Annotated in this window: 21 protein-coding genes and 1 pseudogene; 11 read left to right on the top strand and 11 right to left on the bottom strand. The window is 69.1% G+C overall.

Translation table 11 applies throughout. From position 1 onward, the window contains the following. The first annotated feature begins 16 nt into the window (after positions 1–16). The 4 genes from ACFYZQ_RS20665 (at position 17) to ACFYZQ_RS20650 (ending at position 3543) form a co-directional block, all read left to right on the top strand. Positions 17–514, top strand: a complete 498-nt coding sequence (locus tag ACFYZQ_RS20665) for a hypothetical protein (protein WP_389149540.1) — start codon at positions 17–19, stop codon at positions 512–514. Positions 515–578: 64 nt separating this feature from the next. Further along, a complete protein-coding gene (locus ACFYZQ_RS20660) occupies positions 579–1586 on the top strand; it encodes an AAA family ATPase (RefSeq protein WP_389149538.1) in 1008 nt (335 codons plus the stop codon). Positions 1587–1651: 65 nt separating this feature from the next. Continuing rightward, on the top strand, positions 1652–2929 hold the full coding sequence (locus ACFYZQ_RS20655; protein ID WP_389149535.1) for a DUF58 domain-containing protein: 1278 nt from the start codon (positions 1652–1654) through the stop codon (positions 2927–2929). Further along, positions 2926–3543: a hypothetical protein gene (locus ACFYZQ_RS20650; RefSeq protein ID WP_389149532.1), complete on the top strand. Its 618-nt coding sequence runs from the start codon at positions 2926–2928 to the stop codon at positions 3541–3543. The genes ACFYZQ_RS20655 and ACFYZQ_RS20650 overlap by 4 nt, the downstream gene beginning before the upstream one ends. 67 nt (positions 3544–3610) lie before the next feature. Here ACFYZQ_RS20650 and ACFYZQ_RS20645 read toward each other — a convergent pair whose 3' ends face one another. After that, positions 3611–4954 (bottom strand): M14 family metallopeptidase, encoded by a 1344-nt coding sequence (locus ACFYZQ_RS20645; RefSeq protein ID WP_389149529.1) that lies wholly within the window; start codon positions 4952–4954, stop codon positions 3611–3613. Between the two features lie 293 nt (positions 4955–5247). Here ACFYZQ_RS20645 and ACFYZQ_RS20640 point away from each other — a divergent pair, with 293 nt between their 5' ends. From ACFYZQ_RS20640 to ACFYZQ_RS20630, 3 genes are read left to right on the top strand one after another with little or no spacing between them, the layout of a single operon-like run. Next, entirely contained in the window at positions 5248–5574 is a 327-nt protein-coding gene (locus ACFYZQ_RS20640; RefSeq protein ID WP_389149526.1) for a PadR family transcriptional regulator, read from the top strand. Then, complete coding sequence (locus tag ACFYZQ_RS20635; protein ID WP_389149523.1) at positions 5571–5927, top strand: DUF1048 domain-containing protein; 357 nt, start codon at positions 5571–5573, stop codon at positions 5925–5927. The genes ACFYZQ_RS20640 and ACFYZQ_RS20635 overlap by 4 nt, the downstream gene beginning before the upstream one ends. Before the next feature lies 1 nt (position 5928). Beyond that, complete coding sequence (locus tag ACFYZQ_RS20630; protein WP_389149520.1) at positions 5929–6255, top strand: DUF1048 domain-containing protein; 327 nt, start codon at positions 5929–5931, stop codon at positions 6253–6255. Positions 6256–6333: 78 nt separating this feature from the next. On the opposite strand, the gene ACFYZQ_RS20625 is transcribed toward ACFYZQ_RS20630, so the two are convergent. Together ACFYZQ_RS20625 and ACFYZQ_RS20620 are read right to left on the bottom strand one after the other, a co-directional pair. Continuing rightward, positions 6334–7161, bottom strand: a complete 828-nt coding sequence (locus ACFYZQ_RS20625) for a hypothetical protein (protein WP_389149517.1) — start codon at positions 7159–7161, stop codon at positions 6334–6336. Next, complete coding sequence (locus ACFYZQ_RS20620) at positions 7142–7363, bottom strand: DUF397 domain-containing protein (RefSeq protein WP_389149514.1); 222 nt, start codon at positions 7361–7363, stop codon at positions 7142–7144. The genes ACFYZQ_RS20625 and ACFYZQ_RS20620 overlap by 20 nt, the downstream gene beginning before the upstream one ends. 80 nt (positions 7364–7443) lie before the next feature. Here ACFYZQ_RS20620 and ACFYZQ_RS20615 point away from each other — a divergent pair, with 80 nt between their 5' ends. Continuing rightward, entirely contained in the window at positions 7444–7629 is a 186-nt protein-coding gene (locus tag ACFYZQ_RS20615) for a hypothetical protein (RefSeq protein WP_389149511.1), read from the top strand. 137 nt (positions 7630–7766) lie between these two features. Here the strand turns inward: ACFYZQ_RS20615 and ACFYZQ_RS20610 are convergent, their stop codons facing one another. Further along, positions 7767–8624 carry a hypothetical protein gene (locus tag ACFYZQ_RS20610; protein WP_389149508.1) on the bottom strand — a complete coding sequence of 286 codons (858 nt, stop codon included), beginning with the start codon at positions 8622–8624 and terminating at the stop codon, positions 7767–7769. Further along, complete coding sequence (locus ACFYZQ_RS20605; protein ID WP_389149505.1) at positions 8621–9190, bottom strand: SigE family RNA polymerase sigma factor; 570 nt, start codon at positions 9188–9190, stop codon at positions 8621–8623. The genes ACFYZQ_RS20610 and ACFYZQ_RS20605 overlap by 4 nt, the downstream gene beginning before the upstream one ends. Positions 9191–9682: 492 nt before the next feature. Between ACFYZQ_RS20605 and ACFYZQ_RS20600 the strand changes: the two genes are divergently transcribed. Continuing rightward, the gene (locus ACFYZQ_RS20600) at positions 9683–11281 is read left to right on the top strand and encodes an RICIN domain-containing protein (RefSeq protein WP_389149502.1); all 1599 of its coding nucleotides are present in this window, start codon (positions 9683–9685) and stop codon (positions 11279–11281) included. A 178-nt stretch (positions 11282–11459) separates the two neighbouring features. Here the strand turns inward: ACFYZQ_RS20600 and ACFYZQ_RS20595 are convergent, their stop codons facing one another. Together ACFYZQ_RS20595 and ACFYZQ_RS20590 are read right to left on the bottom strand one after the other, a co-directional pair. Then, positions 11460–13163, bottom strand: coding sequence for a chitinase (locus tag ACFYZQ_RS20595; protein ID WP_389149499.1), 1704 nt, complete (start codon positions 13161–13163; stop codon positions 11460–11462). A gap of 147 nt (positions 13164–13310) precedes the next feature. Next, positions 13311–13940 (bottom strand): hypothetical protein, encoded by a 630-nt coding sequence (locus ACFYZQ_RS20590; protein ID WP_389149497.1) that lies wholly within the window; start codon positions 13938–13940, stop codon positions 13311–13313. A gap of 18 nt (positions 13941–13958) precedes the next feature. Between ACFYZQ_RS20590 and ACFYZQ_RS20585 the strand changes: the two are divergent. Then, positions 13959–14036 (top strand): annotated as a pseudogene (locus ACFYZQ_RS20585) (IS630 family transposase); the annotation flags it as partial. 31 nt (positions 14037–14067) lie between these two features. Here the strand turns inward: ACFYZQ_RS20585 and ACFYZQ_RS20580 are convergent. Next, positions 14068–14940, bottom strand: a complete 873-nt coding sequence (locus tag ACFYZQ_RS20580; RefSeq protein WP_389149494.1) for an SDR family oxidoreductase — start codon at positions 14938–14940, stop codon at positions 14068–14070. Positions 14941–15083: 143 nt separating this feature from the next. Between ACFYZQ_RS20580 and ACFYZQ_RS20575 the strand changes: the two genes are divergently transcribed. Then, on the top strand, positions 15084–15488 hold the full coding sequence (locus tag ACFYZQ_RS20575) for a winged helix-turn-helix transcriptional regulator (RefSeq protein ID WP_389149492.1): 405 nt from the start codon (positions 15084–15086) through the stop codon (positions 15486–15488). Positions 15489–15733: 245 nt separating this feature from the next. Here the strand turns inward: ACFYZQ_RS20575 and ACFYZQ_RS20570 are convergent, their stop codons facing one another. The 3 genes from ACFYZQ_RS20570 to ACFYZQ_RS20560 all read right to left on the bottom strand — a co-directional run. After that, on the bottom strand, positions 15734–16138 hold the full coding sequence (locus ACFYZQ_RS20570) for a contact-dependent growth inhibition system immunity protein (RefSeq protein ID WP_389150384.1): 405 nt from the start codon (positions 16136–16138) through the stop codon (positions 15734–15736). Positions 16139–16341: 203 nt separating this feature from the next. Next, complete coding sequence (locus tag ACFYZQ_RS20565) at positions 16342–16608, bottom strand: hypothetical protein (protein WP_389149489.1); 267 nt, start codon at positions 16606–16608, stop codon at positions 16342–16344. 2 nt (positions 16609–16610) lie between these two features. Further along, on the bottom strand, positions 16611–17057 hold a 447-nt coding region (locus tag ACFYZQ_RS20560; protein WP_389149486.1), incomplete at its 5' end, for a hypothetical protein.

Raw genomic sequence — 17057 nt, 5'->3', positions numbered from 1 at the left:
GGCCATCGTCAACTCCATGTCGTCCAAACCCGGTTCGGTACGGCACTCGCTGGTGGTACTTGGCACCGCCGCGGTCGCGACCGAGGTGCTGCTCGCCCTGGCCGACGGTGCCGCCGCGGCCGCCACCGGCCTCGCCCTCATCACCGCGGTCGCGCTGGCCCTGGGGCGCTATGCCGCGGGTGCGGCCGCCCAGGACAGCGGCCATCGCAGGCCGGTGCGCCTGCTGGACAGCCGGGCCCCGGCCCTCGGCGGGTGGCGGCGCATCGTGGCCAAGACCCTCGCGGACGACGGCGAAGCGCACCTCGCCACCGTCATGCGGCCGCAGTTGCAGCGGCTGTTCGCCGCCCGGCTCGCCGAACGGCACGGCGTGGCGATGTACCGGGACCCGCGGCGGGCCCGGGCGCTGGTCGGAGCCGAGCTGTGGCCATGGATCGATCCCGAGACGACCGCTCCGCGGCCCACTCTTCCCGAGCCCGTCCTGCGCTCCCTGCTCGACCGCCTGGAAGCCCTGTGACCAGTGGCGCTGCGGCCGACCCCGCAGCATGCGCATCCCGACCCCGCCCCGTGAGGAACCGACCGTGACCAGCCCGCAACCCACCTCGCACCACGACACCCTGACTCCCCGCCAGGCAGGTGAAAGGGCCGCGGCCGTGCTCGACGAGATCCGCACGGCCGTGGTCGGCAAGGCGGAACCGCTGGCGCTGGTGATGCTCGGCATCCTCGCCGGCGGCCACGTCCTCATCGAGGACCTGCCGGGACTCGGGAAGACGCTGCTGGCACGCTCCTTCGCCACCACTCTCGGCCTGGACTTCCGACGCATCCAGTTCACCCCCGACCTGCTGCCCTCCGACGTCACCGGAGCTCCGTTCTACGACCAACGCACCGCCGACATGGTCTTCCGGCCCGGGCCGGTCTTCACCCACCTGCTGCTCGCCGACGAGATCAACCGCACCCCGCCCAAGACCCAGGCCGCGCTGCTGGAGGCGATGGCCGAGTCCCAGGTGTCCATCGACGGAAGCACCCGGTCGCTGCCGAAGCCCTTCGTGGTCGTCGCCACCGCCAACCCCATCGAGTACGAGGGCACGTACACCCTGCCCGAGGCCCAGCTCGACCGGTTCCTGGTGCGGGTTCGTATGGGTTATCTGGCGGCGTCCGAGGAGGCGGGCATGCTGCGCGCGCGTGTCGACCGGGCGGCGCCCGAGGCCGTGCTGCGCACGCTCAGCGGTCCGGGCGAGGTGCTGGCCATGCGCGCCGCCGTCGAACGCGTCCAGGTGGACGACGACCTGCTGGAGTACGTCGTCGCGCTGGTCCGCGCCACCCGGGCCCACCCGCATGTCCAGGTCGGCGCATCTCCGCGCGGCGGCCTGGCCCTGGTGCAGCTCGCCCGCGCCCGCGCCGTCCTGGACCTGCGGGACTACGTGACCCCGGAGGACGTCAAGTCCGTGGCGGTGCCGGCCCTCGCGCACCGCGTCACCCTCAAGCCGGAGCTGTGGGTCCGGCAGATCGACGGTGACGACGTGATGCGCGAGGTCGTGCAGTCCGTGCCGGCCCCGCAGACCTTGCCGCGCACGCCCATCGCGTCGTGACGGGGCCCAGGCCGGCCCGCAGAGCGGCTGCCGCCGTTCGACGTGCCCTGGACGGCCGCCAGGACATGACCGCCCAACCTCCGCCGCCGCCTCCGCTCGGCCGGCGCGCCGGTGAACGCGCCCTGCGGCTGAGCACGTTGGCCGTCGTCGCGCTGACCGCCGCGCTGGTCACCGGGCGCCCCTGGGTCCTGGCCCTCGCCGCCGCGCCCCTGGTGCTGCTCGCCCTCGCCCTGCCGAGCGGACCGCGCCCGGAGGCGGTGACGGCCGAGGCCGAGGTGGAGCCGCGACGATGCTTCGAGGGCGAACAGGTGACGGTTCGGATCACGGTGTCCTACGACGGTGAGACCGGCCGCCTGGACCCGGGCGTCACCCTCGGCCACGGGGTCCGGCTCGACCACCTCGCCGTCGGCCCGCACCGCGTCGATCTCGTCCTGACCGCGCAGCGCTGGGGCCGCTGGACGCTCGGCACCGTCGACGTCGACGTCTACGACCGCGGCGGGCTGGCCCGGCGCACCGTCCGGGCCGAACTCGGTGAGATCGCCGTCTTCCCACAGCCCGGACACGCCGGCCTCACGCCCATCCCGGTCCGGCTGCCGCAACGGCTCGGCGAGCACACCGCCCAGCAGCGCGGAGAGGGCGTCGAGGTCACCGGCGTGCACCCGTATGTGCGCGGCGAACGGCAGCGGCGGATCCACTGGCCGGCCACCACCCGCCGGGGAACCCTGCAGGTCCACCAGTTCGCCGCGGAGCGCACCGCCGACACCGTGGTGCTGCTGGACGTGCTCACCGACGTGGTCGACCCGGTCACCGGAGCGTCCTCGCTCGACGAGACCTTCCGGGTCGCTGCCGGGCTGGTCCGCGCCTACCTGCGCACCCACGACCGGGTCGGCGTCGTGTCGGTCGGCGGCGCGACCCGCTGGCTGCGACCGGGCAGCGGCCAGGGGTACTTCTACCGGATCGTCGAGAGCGTGCTGGGGGTCCGCAAGGACCTCGCGTACCGTACGGAGGGACTCAGCCGGCTTCCACCGCCCGCGTTGCCCCAAGGAGCGCTGGTGTACGTCATCACGCCGCTGATCGACCAGCGGATCCTCGACATCCTGCACCAGGTGCGCGGACGGGCCAACCCGATGGTCGTGGTCGAGATCCCAACCGGCGAGCCGGTCCTGGAGCCCGGCGACACCGAGGGCGAACTCGCGCTGCGGCTGTGGCGGGCCGACCGCGACGCCATGCGCTTCGCCTTGGTGGAACGCGGTATCGCAGTCGTCGCCCACCGGCCCGGCGAGACCCTCGACCTCGCCCTCGCGCCGTTGCTGCGCACCCGCATCCGTGGGGGGACCCGATGACCACCGCCCCCGATCGGACCGCCGGACCGGGCTCGCGCCCGGCCGGCAGCCGAGCCGCCCTGCTCATCGCCCGTCTCACCTCCCCCATCACCTCCCGCATCACCGACCGCTTGCTCGGAACGGCCCTTGCCGTCGCCGCCTGCGACCCGCCCGCCGCCCTGCACGCACCACTGCCGGTCAGGTTGCTGGTCCTGGGAGCGGTGGCGGCCGCGTGGTGGGCCGCTCCGATGGTCGACGCGCGCCCCGTCCAGACCTCCATGCGCCGACGGACCCTCGCGGCCCGCCACCGGACCACTCTGCTGCCGGCCGCGGCGATCTCGGTCGCCGCGGCCACCGGTCCCCCGGTCTGGCTGGTCGTCTGCATCGCCGCCCTGCTGCCTGCCTATCTGCTCGTCACCGACCCGTGGACAGCCGGTGTCACCGCCCCGCCCGGCGGCCCACGAGCGACACCCGCACTCGCGGCCGCCGCCGCCACCGCAGTGGTACTGCTCGCCGCCCAGGCGCCGGCCGCGGGCACCTCCTGGGCACGTCTGCCCGCCTCACTCGCCATCGCCGCGACCACCGTCTGCCTGGTACTGGCGCTGCGCAGCCGTCGCAGGCCGCCCGGGGAGTAGCCGGCGGGCAGGTGGGCCCGAGGGGGGTCTTGTGGATCATGCCGGGGTCGCAGGGGCAAGACACCCCCTAGCCGCAGTACTGGGCCTGCTTCCCGATGGACCGGTACATGCAGTCCGCGTTCTCCAGAAGCTGGAACACCGCGTCCTTGTTCCGCGAGGTCTCCCGCTCGATCACCTCGTCGGGCGGGTAGAAGCCTCCGTCGAAGCTGGACGTCGGATACATCTCGAACGTGTAGTCGAAGATCTTCTGGGTGCCCCAGAGGTAGTCGTCGATCGACCCGTCCGTGATGTACAGGTCGCTGGACTGCTCCGCCGTGTAGCCGTTGCTGGCGGCCATCTTCTGCCCCACGGCCTTGAAGGCGGCGGCGTCGTCCGCCGTCATCCCGGTCGCCGTGTCGGAGTACGTGTACCCGAACGGCCACAGCACCAGCTCGCTGTACGTGTGGAAGTCGATGCCCGCCTTGATCTGCTGCCTCCCGCCGACGACCCGGCCGCGCACGAAGTCGGCGACCACCTTCACCTCGGGCGCCGACTCGGCGGCGGCCCCCCGGTAGGTCTCGGACGACGTCGACCCCGACGAGCCGCCGCAGCAGCCCCACTTGTAGTTCCAGTTCCGGTTGAGGTCGGTCCCGACGTACGACGAACCGGCGTTGGGCTGCCGGTTCTTCCGCCAGGACCGGTAGGACCCGGTCGCGATGTCGTACTCGCCGCCGTCCGGATTGAGATCCGGCACGATCCAGATCTCCCGGCTGTTCACGAGGTTCGTGGTGCGGGAGTCGCTCCCGTACCCGGCGCCGAGCTCGCGCAGCAGGTACAGCGCCATCTCCACGGTGAGGTGCTCGCGGGCGTGCTGATGGAAGGTCAGCAGCACCTCGGGCTCGTCCTCGTCCGTCCCGACGTTGTCGCTCACCTTGATGGCGACGATGTCCCGGCCCTGGTACGACTTGCCGATCACCCGCTTGCTCATGATGCCCGGGTAGGCGGCCAGCCGCTGGTCGATCTCCGTGTTCATCTCGGCGTAGTTGTGGTACTTCGAGTCGGCGCTCGGGAAGTCGAACAGCCGCGCCCCGGACCGCTCCGGCGCCGCCCCCACGGGGGTGACGCCGTAACCGAGTCGGCGCAGCTCACGGATCTGGTCGGCCCGCCCGGAGACGACAACGGTCTCCTCGTCGGCCTCGTCCACCGTGACACCGGTGCGCTGGATGGCGGTACGGGTCACGGGCGTGGTGCTCTGATGGATCTCGTACTGCCGGATGTCCTCCCGGGAGGGGGCGACCTTCCGGACGCTGTCGGCGCTGGCATCGGTGGCTGTCGACCAGACGGGAGCGGCAAGGGCGAGGGCCAGCAGCGCGCCGAGCCCGGCGACACGTCTGCTGCCGCGCGCGCCGGAGCCGCGAGTGCGAAGTCGCATGAACTCTCCTTGGATCTCCAGGAATCCCGGGATCGCCGGGATGTGGGGTGTGGAGCTGGGAGCGGTGTGCTTCAGTGCGACGTGCGGGTGGGGTGCGGGCCGGGGCGGAGGTTGCTGTGAGTCCGCTGTGCCGGTCGGCGCTCCATGGTCCAGCGATGTCATGGTCAGTTCAAGTGGTAGCAGAAAGGGCCGACTGGAAAACGCCAGATCGATCCGTTGTCGGCACTACTCGGTGCTACCGTATAGTGGTACTCGGTATCACGTAGTACCGGCAGGGCTGAGGAGCACCCGCGATGGACGACCTGACGGAGATGTTGAAGGGCACGCTCGAAGGGTGCGTGCTCGAAATCATCGGCAACGAGGAAACCTACGGGTACGCCATCACCCGTCAGCTGAACGAGCTCGGCTTCACCGACGTCATCGAGGGGACGGTGTACACCATCCTGCTGCGGCTGGAGAGGAACGGACTCGTCCAGGTGACCAAACGGCCATCCGGGGTCGGCCCGCCGCGCAAGTTCTACGCGCTCAACGACGCCGGACGCGAAGAACTCGCGAAGTTCTGGGCCAAATGGCAGTACGTCTCATCACGCATCGACAGGCTCAAGAGGGGCGGGAGATGAACTTCTGGGAGAAGGTCACAGGCAGCGATCTCACCAGGGACTGGAAGGCGTTCGAAGCCCGCGCCGAGGCCCTGCCGGACGACTACCAGGCGGCGTGGGGACAGATCATCGCCCACCTCTTCCCCTACGGGGACTTCACCGGCCGCAACCTCATGCCGATCCTCGACGCCGCCCTGGGGCTGCTCGAAATGGCAGCGGCGGACGGGCAGAGCGTCCACGAGGTGCTCGGCGACGACATCCAAGGCTTCTGCACCGCGCTTGCCGGTGGAGAAGGGGCTCGAACCCATCGCGACCGGTGGCGCGAGCAGTTGAACAGGAACGTCGCAAGGAAACTGAGCCGGCTGGGAGACTGACGTGAGCATCCGAGACATCATCGAGGGCAAGAAACAGTGGCGGGCGCACGTGGCCCGGGTCAAGGCCCTCCCGCCGGACTACCAGATCGTCTACAAGGAAATGCAGAAGTACCTGTTCAAGGTCGGACCGGTCAGCCTGTCCGACGAAACCCTCCTCCCCGGAATCGTCGACTTCTTCGAGGAGGGCGTCGCCGCGGGCAAGGGCGTCCTGGAACTCATCGGCACCGACGTCGCCGCGTTCTGCGACGACCTGGTCAAGGACTCTCCCACCTACGCGGACGTCTACCAGGCATCCATCAGCGGGGAACCCGGCGCGGACGAGAAGTGACGCCCGCCGCCCCACGCCGGGGGCTGTAGCCCGCCGCGCGACACCCCAGGACGCGAGCTCACCAGTCCCGAGGCCGGTCTACTGGACGAGGCTCGGCCGTCGCCGCTCGACGCGGTCGAGGTCGCCGCCCAGCAGATCGCGGTGACTGATGCCGAAGTCGCCGTTGCTCAGCGCCCGTCCGTCGCCGTAGTACCGGCCCACGACCCTGCCGGGAAGGAAGGCACGCAGACTGTGCCGCATGCGCGCCGGATAGTCGACCGGGACGCCCCAGCCGTCCGGGGCCTGGTCGGTGGAGAACAGAACCCAGTGGTCCACGGGGACGTCGGCGTCCAGATCCGGCGCGCCTCCGGTGTGGCTGTCCAGCGCGGGCAGAGTCAGCCGGTCCGGGTCGTGCGGCGAGTACCAGACCAGCAGGGGCTTGGCCCGTTGCGCATCGGCGTTGTCGAAGCAGCAGACGGCGATGGTGTGGTCGGGGAAGTGCTCGGCGTAGAAGCGCAGGAGATCCGGGTCGAGCCGGGGCCGCCGATGCGTGGGCACGCGATGGAGCACGTTGGGTATCAGGGTGGGATCGGAGGCGAGCAGCACGGTGTAGACATCGTGCTCGAAGACCTGCACGGTTTCCGGACCCGCGCCCATCCACGCGATGCCCTCGTCCTCGGCGTCCTTGGCTTCGACGGCGTCGACCATCCGGCGCAGGATGTCGTCGCTGCGCCCGGTGGAGACGAACTGCTGAGGCGTGACCCGCCACGTGGGCAGGTGCAGCAGCATGGCGTTCGGCCCGTCCGCCAGGTTCACGGCGGTGTTCTGGTACCCCATGACATGGATCAGACCGTGCGCCGGGTGGTGCAGCCGCCCGCAGTACAGGATGGTGCCGGAGAAGGCGGCGTCACCCGTCGAGACGCACATACGGGCCCACCGCGGAGGTGCTCGCCTTCAGGCCCTCGATGAAGGGGGTGAAGGCGTCGGTCGGGAAGGTGAGGGTGGCTCCGGCCGGGGCCTTGGAGTCGCGGACGGCCATGTGGGTGTCGAGGTCCGCGATCTCGACGCAGTCGTTTCCCTCGCCTCCTCCGGAGAAGGACGACTTCCGCCACACGATGTGGGTGATCATGCCGGTCCTCACAGCTCCATGAGCAACTGGTGGATGAGATCTCGCGACTGCTGTGGGAGCAGCGCTTCATCCTTCACCCTATGGAAAAGCGCTCGAAAGTGCTCCAGTTGGGCATCGGCATCGGCATCGGCGGAGGGGCCGGCTGCTCTCAGGGGGCGCCGCACCCGCAGCTGGTGAGGGCCTGCGCGCAGTACTGGGGGCGGCAGCCGTCGGCGCGGTTCGGGGACCGGGGGAAGTGCGTGTGGTGCGAGCTGGAGGCGGCGTGAGCGCTGTACCGGACGTGGTCTGCTCCGTCTTCCGCTATGGAGGCGGCGTGTTGCGCGGCCGTCGAGCGCCCAGGTGTTCCGACGTGGCGGCCCGAACGCCTCCCCTACGGAGGGCCACTCCGCGTGACGAAGCGCTACTAGGAGTCCCCGCCGGCGCTCGTATGCGCCGCGAATCCCCCGTCCACGGTGTACGCGTGGCCGTCGGCCGTCGCCGTGACGGTGCAACTGTCGTCCTTGGCGTTGCGGCCGCCCTGCTGGTGGTTGTACTGGCCGGCGAAGACCCACTGGCCCGCCGGGACCGTACGGCCGTCCTTGAGCGTCCAGGTGTAGACGAGGAAGCCGTTCCGCTCCTGGACGGTCTGGGTGAAGTCCGCCTCGGGCAGGGAGCGCCAGGCGCCGGTGGAGGCCACACCTCCCGTCTGGACGATCTTCAACCGGACGGTGAGCGCGGTGAGTTGGCTGGTCGTCTTCAGGGTGACATCGCTCTGGGCCCAGAAGTCGTTGCTGTGCGGGTCCATGGAGCCGTCCAGCCACAACGGGCCGCTCCGTTCGCTGTGGGTCGCGGGCGGCTGGGCGGAGGCCCGGGCGTTCGGCGACTCACCGGCACTCGGCGCACCGGACGGCCGCGTGGTGCCCACGCCGGGCGCCGGGGTGGCGGTGTGGACGGGCGGACGGCTCGCGGTCGCGTCCGGTGAGGTACTGGGTGTGGGGGAGACGGCGACCGTACGCTTCTGCTCGGGGGGCGCGTTCTTCACCGCGGACGCCACCGCGTACCCGCCGACGGCGAGCACCCCGGCGACCGCCGCGGTGGCGCTGACCACCCGCACCCAGCCCAGCAGCAGGGGCCGCGTGGCCCGGTGACCCACGGGGCGGGACGGCGGCGCGGCCATGCCGCGCTCCACGCGGGCCAGAATGCGCGCGCGGTCGGGTTCGTGGCCCCCGGCCGCCTCGTGCAGCCGGGCGCGCAGCTCGTCGTGCACGTCCTGCTGCCTCATCGGTTCCTTCCTCCGCTCTCGGCGCCGCCCCGGGCCATCGCCGCGTGGACCTTCCGCTCGGGACGCTGGGTGCCGAGCAGCCGTTGCAACTCGGCCATTCCCTTCGACGTCTGGCTCTTCACCGTACCCACCGACACCCCGAGGGCGAGCGCGGTGTCCTTCTCCGAGAGGTCGAACGCGTGCCGGAGCACCACGCACGCCCGTTTGCGGAACGGCAGCCTGCGCAGCGCCTCCTGGACATCCACCACGCCTGCGACGTCCGGGTTCTCGGTCCGCTCCTCGCGGTGCGGCCAGAACAGCGCGATCCGCCGGCGCTCGCGCACCGCGCCGCGGATGCGGGTGCGGGCCAGGTTGGCGACCACCCCCCGCGCGTACGCCACCGGATGGTCGGCCGCGCGCACCCGGTCCCAGCGGTGCCACAGCGCCAGCAGCGCATCCGCCGCCAGGTCGTCGGCGGCATCCGCCTCACCGGTCAGCAGGTGGGCCAGCCGGGAGAGTTCGGCGTAGTGACGTTCGAAGAAAGCATGGAACTCCACGGAGGCTGCGTCGTCGACGACTGTGCCCACGGGCGACCTTCCCTCGGTGCGAACTCTGCGAGTGTCATGTGGATGACATGCGAACATCCGGAGGATGCGCCCGGACGGAGATCCGGAAGCGTAGCAGTGATCGTTCGGTGAAGACGTACGTGAGTTCGGACGGTGTACGACCTGCTGAACCCGTTTCCTGGACACCTGGACACGTGAAAAACCTGAACGTGGCCGTTGTTCATCGACGGCGCCGGCGCCGTCACGGGCGCCCGTCGGTTCCGCTACCGCCTGGCCGGCCAAAAAAGTTCGTGGATCTCCGGGCGCGCGGCAACCTTTCGGGCCGCCCGGACCACTCAGTGTTGCCCGGCCAGGTGGTCCGGTCAGATGCAACGCCTGAAAGTGAGCACAGACATGTCCCCTCGCCCACCCAAGCCGACCGACTCAACCGTCGCGGTGAGACGAAAAGCGGCACATCGTGGCCGACGGCTGATCGCGCGGCGGAGTGTCTGGGCGGCCGTCGTCTTGGCTGTCGTGAGCGGCGCCGTCGTCGTGGTCAACAGCGCATCGGCCCAACCCGTGGATCCGAAGGCGTGGTACGTGCTGGTCAACCACAACAGCGGCAAGGTGCTGGACGGCCGTGCCTCCGCCACGAACGACGGGGCGGCGGTGGTGCAGTGGAACCGTCACGGCGCAGCCAACCAGCAGTGGCGGTTCATCGACGCCGGTGACGGCTACTACCGGCTGCAGAACCGGAACTCCGGCAAGGTGCTGGACGACTACCACTGGTCGAAGAGCAACGGCTCCGACCTCGTCCAGTGGAGCGACCGGAAAGGCTCCAACCAGGAGTTCAAGCTGGCGAAGTCGCCGGACGGCTACGTGCGTCTGATCAACCGCTTCAGCGGCAAGGCCGTCGCGGTCCACAACGCCTCGAAGGCCGACGGTGAACACGTCGTCCAGGACCGCGACCGGGGCGGCGCCGAGCAGCAGTGGAAACTCGTCCCGGCCGGGAGCACGGGAAGCGCCGGCACGCCCCCCGCGACGGGCGGCAGCTCTGCGAAACGCTTCATGGGCAGTAGCACGGTGCTCATCGGCGGCTCGATGTCCGACGCCTCGGCGAACGCCGCGCCGTTCGACGCGCGGTACGCCTATGTGCACAGCCGGCCCGCGCCCTCGTCGGACTACTACTCGGCATCGCGTTGCCAGGACGGGTGGTCGAACTGGTGGGGCTGCTGGAACGGCAGCACCACGGCGCCCGGCACTTACGTGACCTGGCGGGACAGCGAGGTGGCCAAGGCGACGTACAAGGGCCGCCCGCGTCCGCAGAAGATGCTCTGGACGTGGTACTCGTTGCGTGACCTCGGGGATCTGGCAGGCCAGGGCGACGGTCCGGGCGAGGTCCAGGCCATCGACCGGGTGGACCTGCTCACCCGGTACATGAACGACTACCGTTTCTTCCTCCAGAAGATCGGAACGTCGCGCGACATGATCGACCTCGAACCCGACTTCTGGGGGTACGTCCGGTCGCTCGGCAATCCCCACAAGGTCGCCGCGCAGGTCACGGCCGCGAATCCGAAGGACTGCGGATCCCAGGAGAACAGCGCCGCCGGACTCTCCCGCTGCCTGATCTCGATGGCGCACAAGTACGCGCCGCACACCGCCGTGGGGCTCCACCTCACCTGCTGGGACTGGCAGAACAACACCCAGGCATGCGTCAAGGACTACGCGAGCCTCGGGGCGCAGAGCGCCGACTTCCTGGTCAGCGACGTGTCGGACCGCGACGCGGGCTGGTACGCACAGCCGGCCCACGGCGGCCGTGACACCTTCTGGACCGGGCAGAAGGCCGCCGACTCGATGCGGTTCTACAAGACGATGGCCGAGTCCGTGGGCAAGCCGGTCGTCCTGTGGCAGATCCCCCTGGGCAACATGGCGCAGAACAACACCCTCAACCATTACAAGGACGACAAGGTGGACTGGCTCTTCGCCCACATGGACCAGGTGGCGAAGGCCCATGTCGCGGGCCTGATGTTCGGTCCGGGGCAGCAGGAACAGACCTCGGTCGAGACCGACGGCGGAAACCTGATCAGCAAGACCATCGCCTACCACAACTCGGGTGGTACTGCGCTGAAGTAGGCGATGAGACGCCGCACAGGACAGGTGCCCCAGCCGACGCACGGCCGGGGCGCCTCGAGGCGGTAAGTACCTCCGACGGACAGTGCCCGCAGCAGGCCCCTTCGAGCAGGAGGAGGCCGGGTTGGGGGCGGGCGCCACCAGTCGCCCGCCCCTCGCCTCACGGTGTCGCCATCACCCCTTACGGCAATCCGTGCACATGCGCCCCCACCGCGCTCGACCACGCGCTCCCCGACGCCGCGTCCCAGTTCGTGGACCACGTCATCGCGCCCCGCAGCCCGGGGTAGGTCCTGGACGGCTTGAAGGAACCGCAGTTCGTACCCCTGGCCAGGCAGTCCAGCGCGTTGTTCACGACCGACGGTGAGACGTACCCGCTGCCCGCCGCGCGGGACGAGGCCGGGAGGCCGAGCCCGACCTGGGACGGGGAGAGCCCGCCCTCCAGCTGGATACAGGCCAGAGCGGTCAGGAAGTCCACCGAACCCTGTGAGTACACCTTGCCGTCGCACCCCAGCATGGAACCGCTGTTGTAGTACTGCATGTTGACGACCGTGAGGATGTCCTTCACGTTCAGGGCGGTCTGGAAGTAGGCGTTCGACGTCGACTGCATGTCGATCGTCTGCGGTGCCATCGTGATGACGAGCGACGAGCCCGCCTTCGCCGACAGGGCGCGCAGCGCCTGGCTCATGTACGTCGCGTTGAGACCGTTCTCCAGATCGATGTCGACACCGTCGAAGCCGTACGTCTGCATCAGGGAGTAGACGGAGTCGGCGAAGTTCGCCGCCGATGCCGAGTCGCTCACCGACACCGTGCCGTTCTGGCCGCCCACCGAGACGATGACCTTCTTCCCGGCCGCCTGCTTGGCCCTGATGTCCGCCTTGAACCGGTCGACCGTGTAGCCGCCCAGCCCGGAGGAGTCGAGGTTGAAGGTCACGGCGCCCGGAGTCGACGTGGCGTCGGCGAAGGCCACGGCGATGATGTCGTAGGCGGACGGGACGTCGGAGAGCTTCTGGACGGTGGCCCCGTTGTTGAAGTTCTGCCAGTAGCCCGTCACGGCGTGCTTCGGCAGCGTACCCCCGCCATCACCCCCGTTCGTGGCCGTCGTCGCCGTCACCGCCGCGGATTTCGCCGACTCGCCGGCCGAGTTGGTGGCCGTGACCTGGAAGGAGTAGGAGGTGGCGGCCGACAGGCCGGTCACCGTCGCGGACGTGCCCGACGCCGACGCCACTTTCGTACCGCCCCGGTAGACGTTGTAGCCGGTCGCGTTCGACACGGCCGACCAGTTCAGCGACACCGACGAGGACGTCGTGCCCGTCACGTTCAGGCCCGTCGGCGCGGCCGGGACCGTCGGGGCCGGATCGTCGCCCGAGCCGCCGTCGGGGCCGTACACCGAGACGTCGTCGGCGTAGTACGCGGCCTGGCCGTACCAGCCGTGCGTGTAGACGGTGACCGACGTCGTGGACGGGCCTGTCGTGAACGACGTCGACAGCTGCTTCCAGGAAGTGGTGTCCGGGGTCCAGGTCGAGACGTCCGTCGTGCCCGTGCCCGTCACACCCAGGTACGCGTAGCCGCCCTGCACCCACGCGCCCAGGGTGTACGTGGAGTTCGGCTTCACCGCCACGGTCTGGGTGCACTGCGCGTTGTCCTGTCCGGCCGGCGTCGCCTTCAGCGCGGCCGTGCCGGCGTGCACCGGGGCGGCGACCGTCGTGTCGCTGCTCGCGGAGCAGTTCCAGTTGGTCAGGCCGGACTCGAAGCCGGCGTTCCGGACATTGTTCACGTCCGCCGCGGAGGCGGGGGAGGCGGCGAGGCCCGCGGTGGAGAGGGCCAGGGCGACGGTGACGCAGGCGCCCAAGCGGTTGCTTCGGCTGTGTCTTCTGTGGGGAGGCATGCGTTCAAGTTGGTCCAGACCAATTGAGGTGTCAATAGGTCCAGACCAAAACGGCCGTCAGTGGTCCGAGCTGGAGGCGGCCTGAGCGTTGCACCGGGTTCTGCGGGTACCTGGCCGGTCATGGCGGCGGGCCTGCCCCGTCTTCCGCTATGGACGCGGCGTGTTGCGCGGCCAACGCGCACCCAGGTGTTCCGACGCGGCGGCCCGGAACGCCTCCATCAGAGCGCCCCCCGGGTACGCCCCGAACACCGGGTGCTTCCAGCGGTGGTAGCACGACCAGTAGCTCACCACTCGTCGCTCCGTCCGCGCGAAGAAGACTGGGTTCCGTGTGATGAACTCCCCGTAGAGCCTGCGCTGGGCCGAGCCTGGGGCAGCGAGGTCGGCAAGCCCCTGCCCGATCACGTCAAGGATCTCCAACACGTACTCGCCGGCCAGCTGCACCACGAACGGGGCCACCCACGGCTGCGTCGATGCCAGGATCTGTTCCAGGTGACGATGGCGGACCCGGCCATCACTGTGCCGGGAGTACAGGCAATGCAGAATCACCTGCTGGGTTCCGGTGAGAAGCCGTTCAGAGTCGGCGCTCGGCTCGTCGTTGTAGATGCGCGAGGGGATGGCGACGGTCTCGCCCTGCACCTCGACCTCGAAGGATTCCACCGGCGCGTGCGTGGCGTCCGGCATCACCACCAGGACGCCATGAACGTCACCGGCAAGGTGGTTCGGAAACGCTGCGACCAGGACATCGGTGACGTTCGAAGGATCCCGAGGCAACCGCACAACATGAGGCTAACGCGCCTACGGCACATCCAGTACCGCAGCGAACTCATAGACGGCTGCCTCGCCGAGACCGGCCTGACAAACAGACCCACCTGAGCAACCCGACCACATCACGAGTTCGACCTCATCAATGCAGGGCGGCGACCGTGAGGGCTTCGGCCAGGGTTACGGGCGGGCGGCCGATCAGGCGGCGCAAGTCGCCGGAGTCGGTGTACATCTCGCCGCGGTTCATGCCGCGGTCAGCGTCAGCGAGGACCTCCGCCAGCTCGGCGGGTAGGCCCGCGGCGGCCAGTATCTGGGCGAATTCGGTCACCGGGAGGTCAGCGTAGGTAACCTGCTTTCGGGCCACAGCGGAGATCGCGGCGGCGAGCTCGGTCAGGGTGAAGGATTCGTCGCCGCCGAGCTCGTACACGGCGCCGGTGTGGCCTTCAGCGGTGAGGACGACCGCTGCGGCCTCGGCGTAGTCGGCGCGGGACGCGGCGCTGATCCGCCCCTCGCCCGCGGCGCCGACGACGGCACCGTTCTGCAGGATCTGCGGCAGTTGGCTGGTGTAGTTCTCCAGGTACCAGCCGTTGCGCAGCAGCACGGTGGGGATTTCGCGGTCCCGCAGATACTCCTCGGTCTCACTGTGGGTGGCACCGATGACGGTGGTGGCCGTGTCCGCGTGCGTCGTGCTCGTGTACGCCACTAGCGACACGCCTGCGGACGCGGCGGCGTCGATCACGCGGCGGTGGTTGGCGACCCGCTCGCCCACCGGGACCGAGGCCGAGATCAGCAGCAGCCTGTCCGCCCCCGCGAATGCCTCGGCCAGGCTTTCGGTGTCCGCGAAGTCGGCCCGGCGTACCGTGATGCCTCGGTCGGCCAGGTCCTTGATCCTTGCGATGTCCCGGCCGGTCGCGATGATGTCCGCGGCCGGGATCCCGCGCCGCAGCAGTGCCTCGACGGTGAGCCTGCCCAGCTGGCCGGTGGCTCCGGTGACGACGATCGGCATGATGGTCATTCCTTTCTCCGCGCGTGCCTCACACGCCTGCCGCGGTCCGTCCGCGGCGGGATGGAACACAGAATGACCTGCGCACTCTCCATTGGGGAGTAGCCACTCCTTGGTACGGTACTTACCCGACCGATAGCATCGAGGTGAGCTCTATGGCTGCTGCCGAGAACGTGACCGGGCCCACACCGTCATTCGATCCGTACGAGCGCGGTTGCCCGTCGCGGGACCTGCTCGACCAGATCGGCAGCAAGTGGGCGGTCCTGGTGCTGGGCGAACTCGGCCGGAACGGGACCTCCCGGTTCGGCCAGCTCCGGCAGGCACTGGCGGGCGTGAGCGAGAAGATGCTCACCCAGACGCTGCGCACCCTCGAACGCGACGGGCTGGTCAGCCGAACCGTCTACCCAGAGGTGCCGCCGCACGTGGAGTATGAGCTGACCGCGCTCGGCCAGACGCTGCGGGAACCGCTGAAGGCGCTCACGGAGTGGTCCGTGCTGCACATCGAAGAAGTCATCACCGCCCGCGAAGAGTACGACGACCGCGCTGAGCGCACCCGGTGATCGGCGGCGGCCGGCGGTCGCTCATAGACTGCTGCCTCGCCGAGACCGGCCCGACAATCGGACTCACCGGAGCAACCCGGCGACATCAATGAAGTCGTCCCACGCCCCTTGGCTTGGACCAGTGCCTGCTCGATCGCCGACGGTGGTGTCCACACAGTCGGTGCGGGAGGCGGGAAACCGGCAGGCACGGACCGAACGGCGGTGAGGTCTCCGATGGCTCGTGGCTCATGCCGCGGATCGCTCTCTCACAACGGGTCGGACAACGCCGTGCGGAATGCGTCCACTTCCTGCTGGATGTAGGGAGACAAGTCGGTCAGCATGGCGATGGTCTCGTTCAAGTGGCGAGCCCACTCGGCCGAGGACCTCCACGCCGGCTCTTTTCTCGTGAGCACAGCCGACAGAAGATCGTCGTCGTACCAACCGATGGCTGCTTCATCGGGAGCGGTCTCCCTCAGGAAGTCCAGGGCCATCGGCAGCAGCCACCGAAGCCCGAGGTCCTGCCCGATCAACCGGCGTAGATCCTCTACCGACAGATCTTTGACGGGACGCTTCCTCAGTTCATGCACGCCGCGGACCAGGGACGTGCTGTCCGCTGGCGGGGGCGGCCATCTGACCCCGTCCAGGTCCTCGATCGATTTTTCTCTGTCCACAAAATTCGAAAGCAAGACAGTTCTTCCATGACGCCATATCCGAGCTGACTTCCCGGCCGCAGTCACCTGGCCGCGTCGGCGCCGCCGTCATCAACACCAGTACCGGCGCCGCAGTCACCGTCACCGACGGCGGCTACTACCGTCCCACACCCGATTCCCCTACCGCTCCCGACGGGCAGGCCGGCCGGCTGCGCATGTCAGCCTTACGGCGCCTTGTCACGAAGGCGGCGTGCGATGTCGATATCCCTTTGCAACGCGCTGAACCGTGGCGGCTTGCGATTGGCGTCCAGGATGACGACGTGCAGTTCGTCGCCCACCTGGGGTGGTGCGACGCTTTCGTCCCACCAGTACGGGTGCTTGACCTGGTCGACGAATCCGGTCGCACCGTCCGTGTTGTTCACGATAACCTTGAAACCCACCGAGGCCACAGCGACCACTGTCACATCGAGCTCCTGATGGTTGCGGAACATGGTCAGTTCGGGCCTCCGAAAATAGATATCCAACTACGCCTCTGGGTCAATTCGTTGAATCTGTCGAGTTTTTCCACCGGGATGTCGAATTCAAGCCGTGGCGCACCATTCGGACCGTTGTAGTCGTGGATTTCGACATGATCGCCGAACTCTTCGAGGAATGACGGGTGCATTTCGTATTTCACCATACCTTTGGCGAAGTTCCGTCCGGTCGCTCCAGCGTACTCCGCGGCCACCCCCCTCTCGCCGAAATAGATCTTCCCGTCAGAGATAATTCCTCCGCCGATGTCGACGCCGGGCTGATGGTTGGCCGGGTTGGGGCCGTGATTCAGTTCGTACTCGGCGTGGGCACCCTTAGTACTGCAGCCGCAGTTGCCGTGACCGGCGGTCCGGACTCTCGTTGGACTGTGCATGGGTGGGGACGTCACGATTGACGAGGTGCACCGCTG

This window comes from Streptomyces sp. NPDC001843 (assembly GCF_042891955.1).
Lineage (GTDB): Bacteria > Actinomycetota > Actinomycetes > Streptomycetales > Streptomycetaceae > Streptomyces.
The sequence above is the reverse complement of the archived record's forward strand: the minus strand, read 5'-3'. Positions and strand labels throughout refer to the sequence as shown.

Excerpts from the sequence above, each read along its gene's own strand:
- ACFYZQ_RS20665 (WP_389149540.1), top strand. The coding sequence starts at position 17 with ATGTCGTCCAAACCCGGTTCGGTACGGCACTCGCTGGTGGTACTTGGC.
- ACFYZQ_RS20655 (WP_389149535.1), top strand. The coding sequence starts at position 1,652 with ATGACCGCCCAACCTCCGCCGCCGCCTCCGCTCGGCCGGCGCGCCGGT.
- ACFYZQ_RS20650 (WP_389149532.1), top strand. The coding sequence starts at position 2,926 with ATGACCACCGCCCCCGATCGGACCGCCGGACCGGGCTCGCGCCCGGCC.
- ACFYZQ_RS20645 (WP_389149529.1), bottom strand. The coding sequence starts at position 4,954 with ATGCGACTTCGCACTCGCGGCTCCGGCGCGCGCGGCAGCAGACGTGTC.
- ACFYZQ_RS20640 (WP_389149526.1), top strand. The coding sequence starts at position 5,248 with ATGGACGACCTGACGGAGATGTTGAAGGGCACGCTCGAAGGGTGCGTG.
- ACFYZQ_RS20635 (WP_389149523.1), top strand. The coding sequence starts at position 5,571 with ATGAACTTCTGGGAGAAGGTCACAGGCAGCGATCTCACCAGGGACTGG.
- ACFYZQ_RS20625 (WP_389149517.1), bottom strand. The coding sequence starts at position 7,161 with ATGTGCGTCTCGACGGGTGACGCCGCCTTCTCCGGCACCATCCTGTAC.
- ACFYZQ_RS20620 (WP_389149514.1), bottom strand. The coding sequence starts at position 7,363 with ATGATCACCCACATCGTGTGGCGGAAGTCGTCCTTCTCCGGAGGAGGC.
- ACFYZQ_RS20615 (WP_389149511.1), top strand. The coding sequence starts at position 7,444 with ATGGAAAAGCGCTCGAAAGTGCTCCAGTTGGGCATCGGCATCGGCATC.
- ACFYZQ_RS20610 (WP_389149508.1), bottom strand. The coding sequence starts at position 8,624 with ATGAGGCAGCAGGACGTGCACGACGAGCTGCGCGCCCGGCTGCACGAG.
- ACFYZQ_RS20595 (WP_389149499.1), bottom strand. The coding sequence starts at position 13,163 with ATGCCTCCCCACAGAAGACACAGCCGAAGCAACCGCTTGGGCGCCTGC.
- ACFYZQ_RS20580 (WP_389149494.1), bottom strand. The coding sequence starts at position 14,940 with ATGACCATCATGCCGATCGTCGTCACCGGAGCCACCGGCCAGCTGGGC.
- ACFYZQ_RS20575 (WP_389149492.1), top strand. The coding sequence starts at position 15,084 with ATGGCTGCTGCCGAGAACGTGACCGGGCCCACACCGTCATTCGATCCG.
- ACFYZQ_RS20565 (WP_389149489.1), bottom strand. The coding sequence starts at position 16,608 with ATGTTCCGCAACCATCAGGAGCTCGATGTGACAGTGGTCGCTGTGGCC.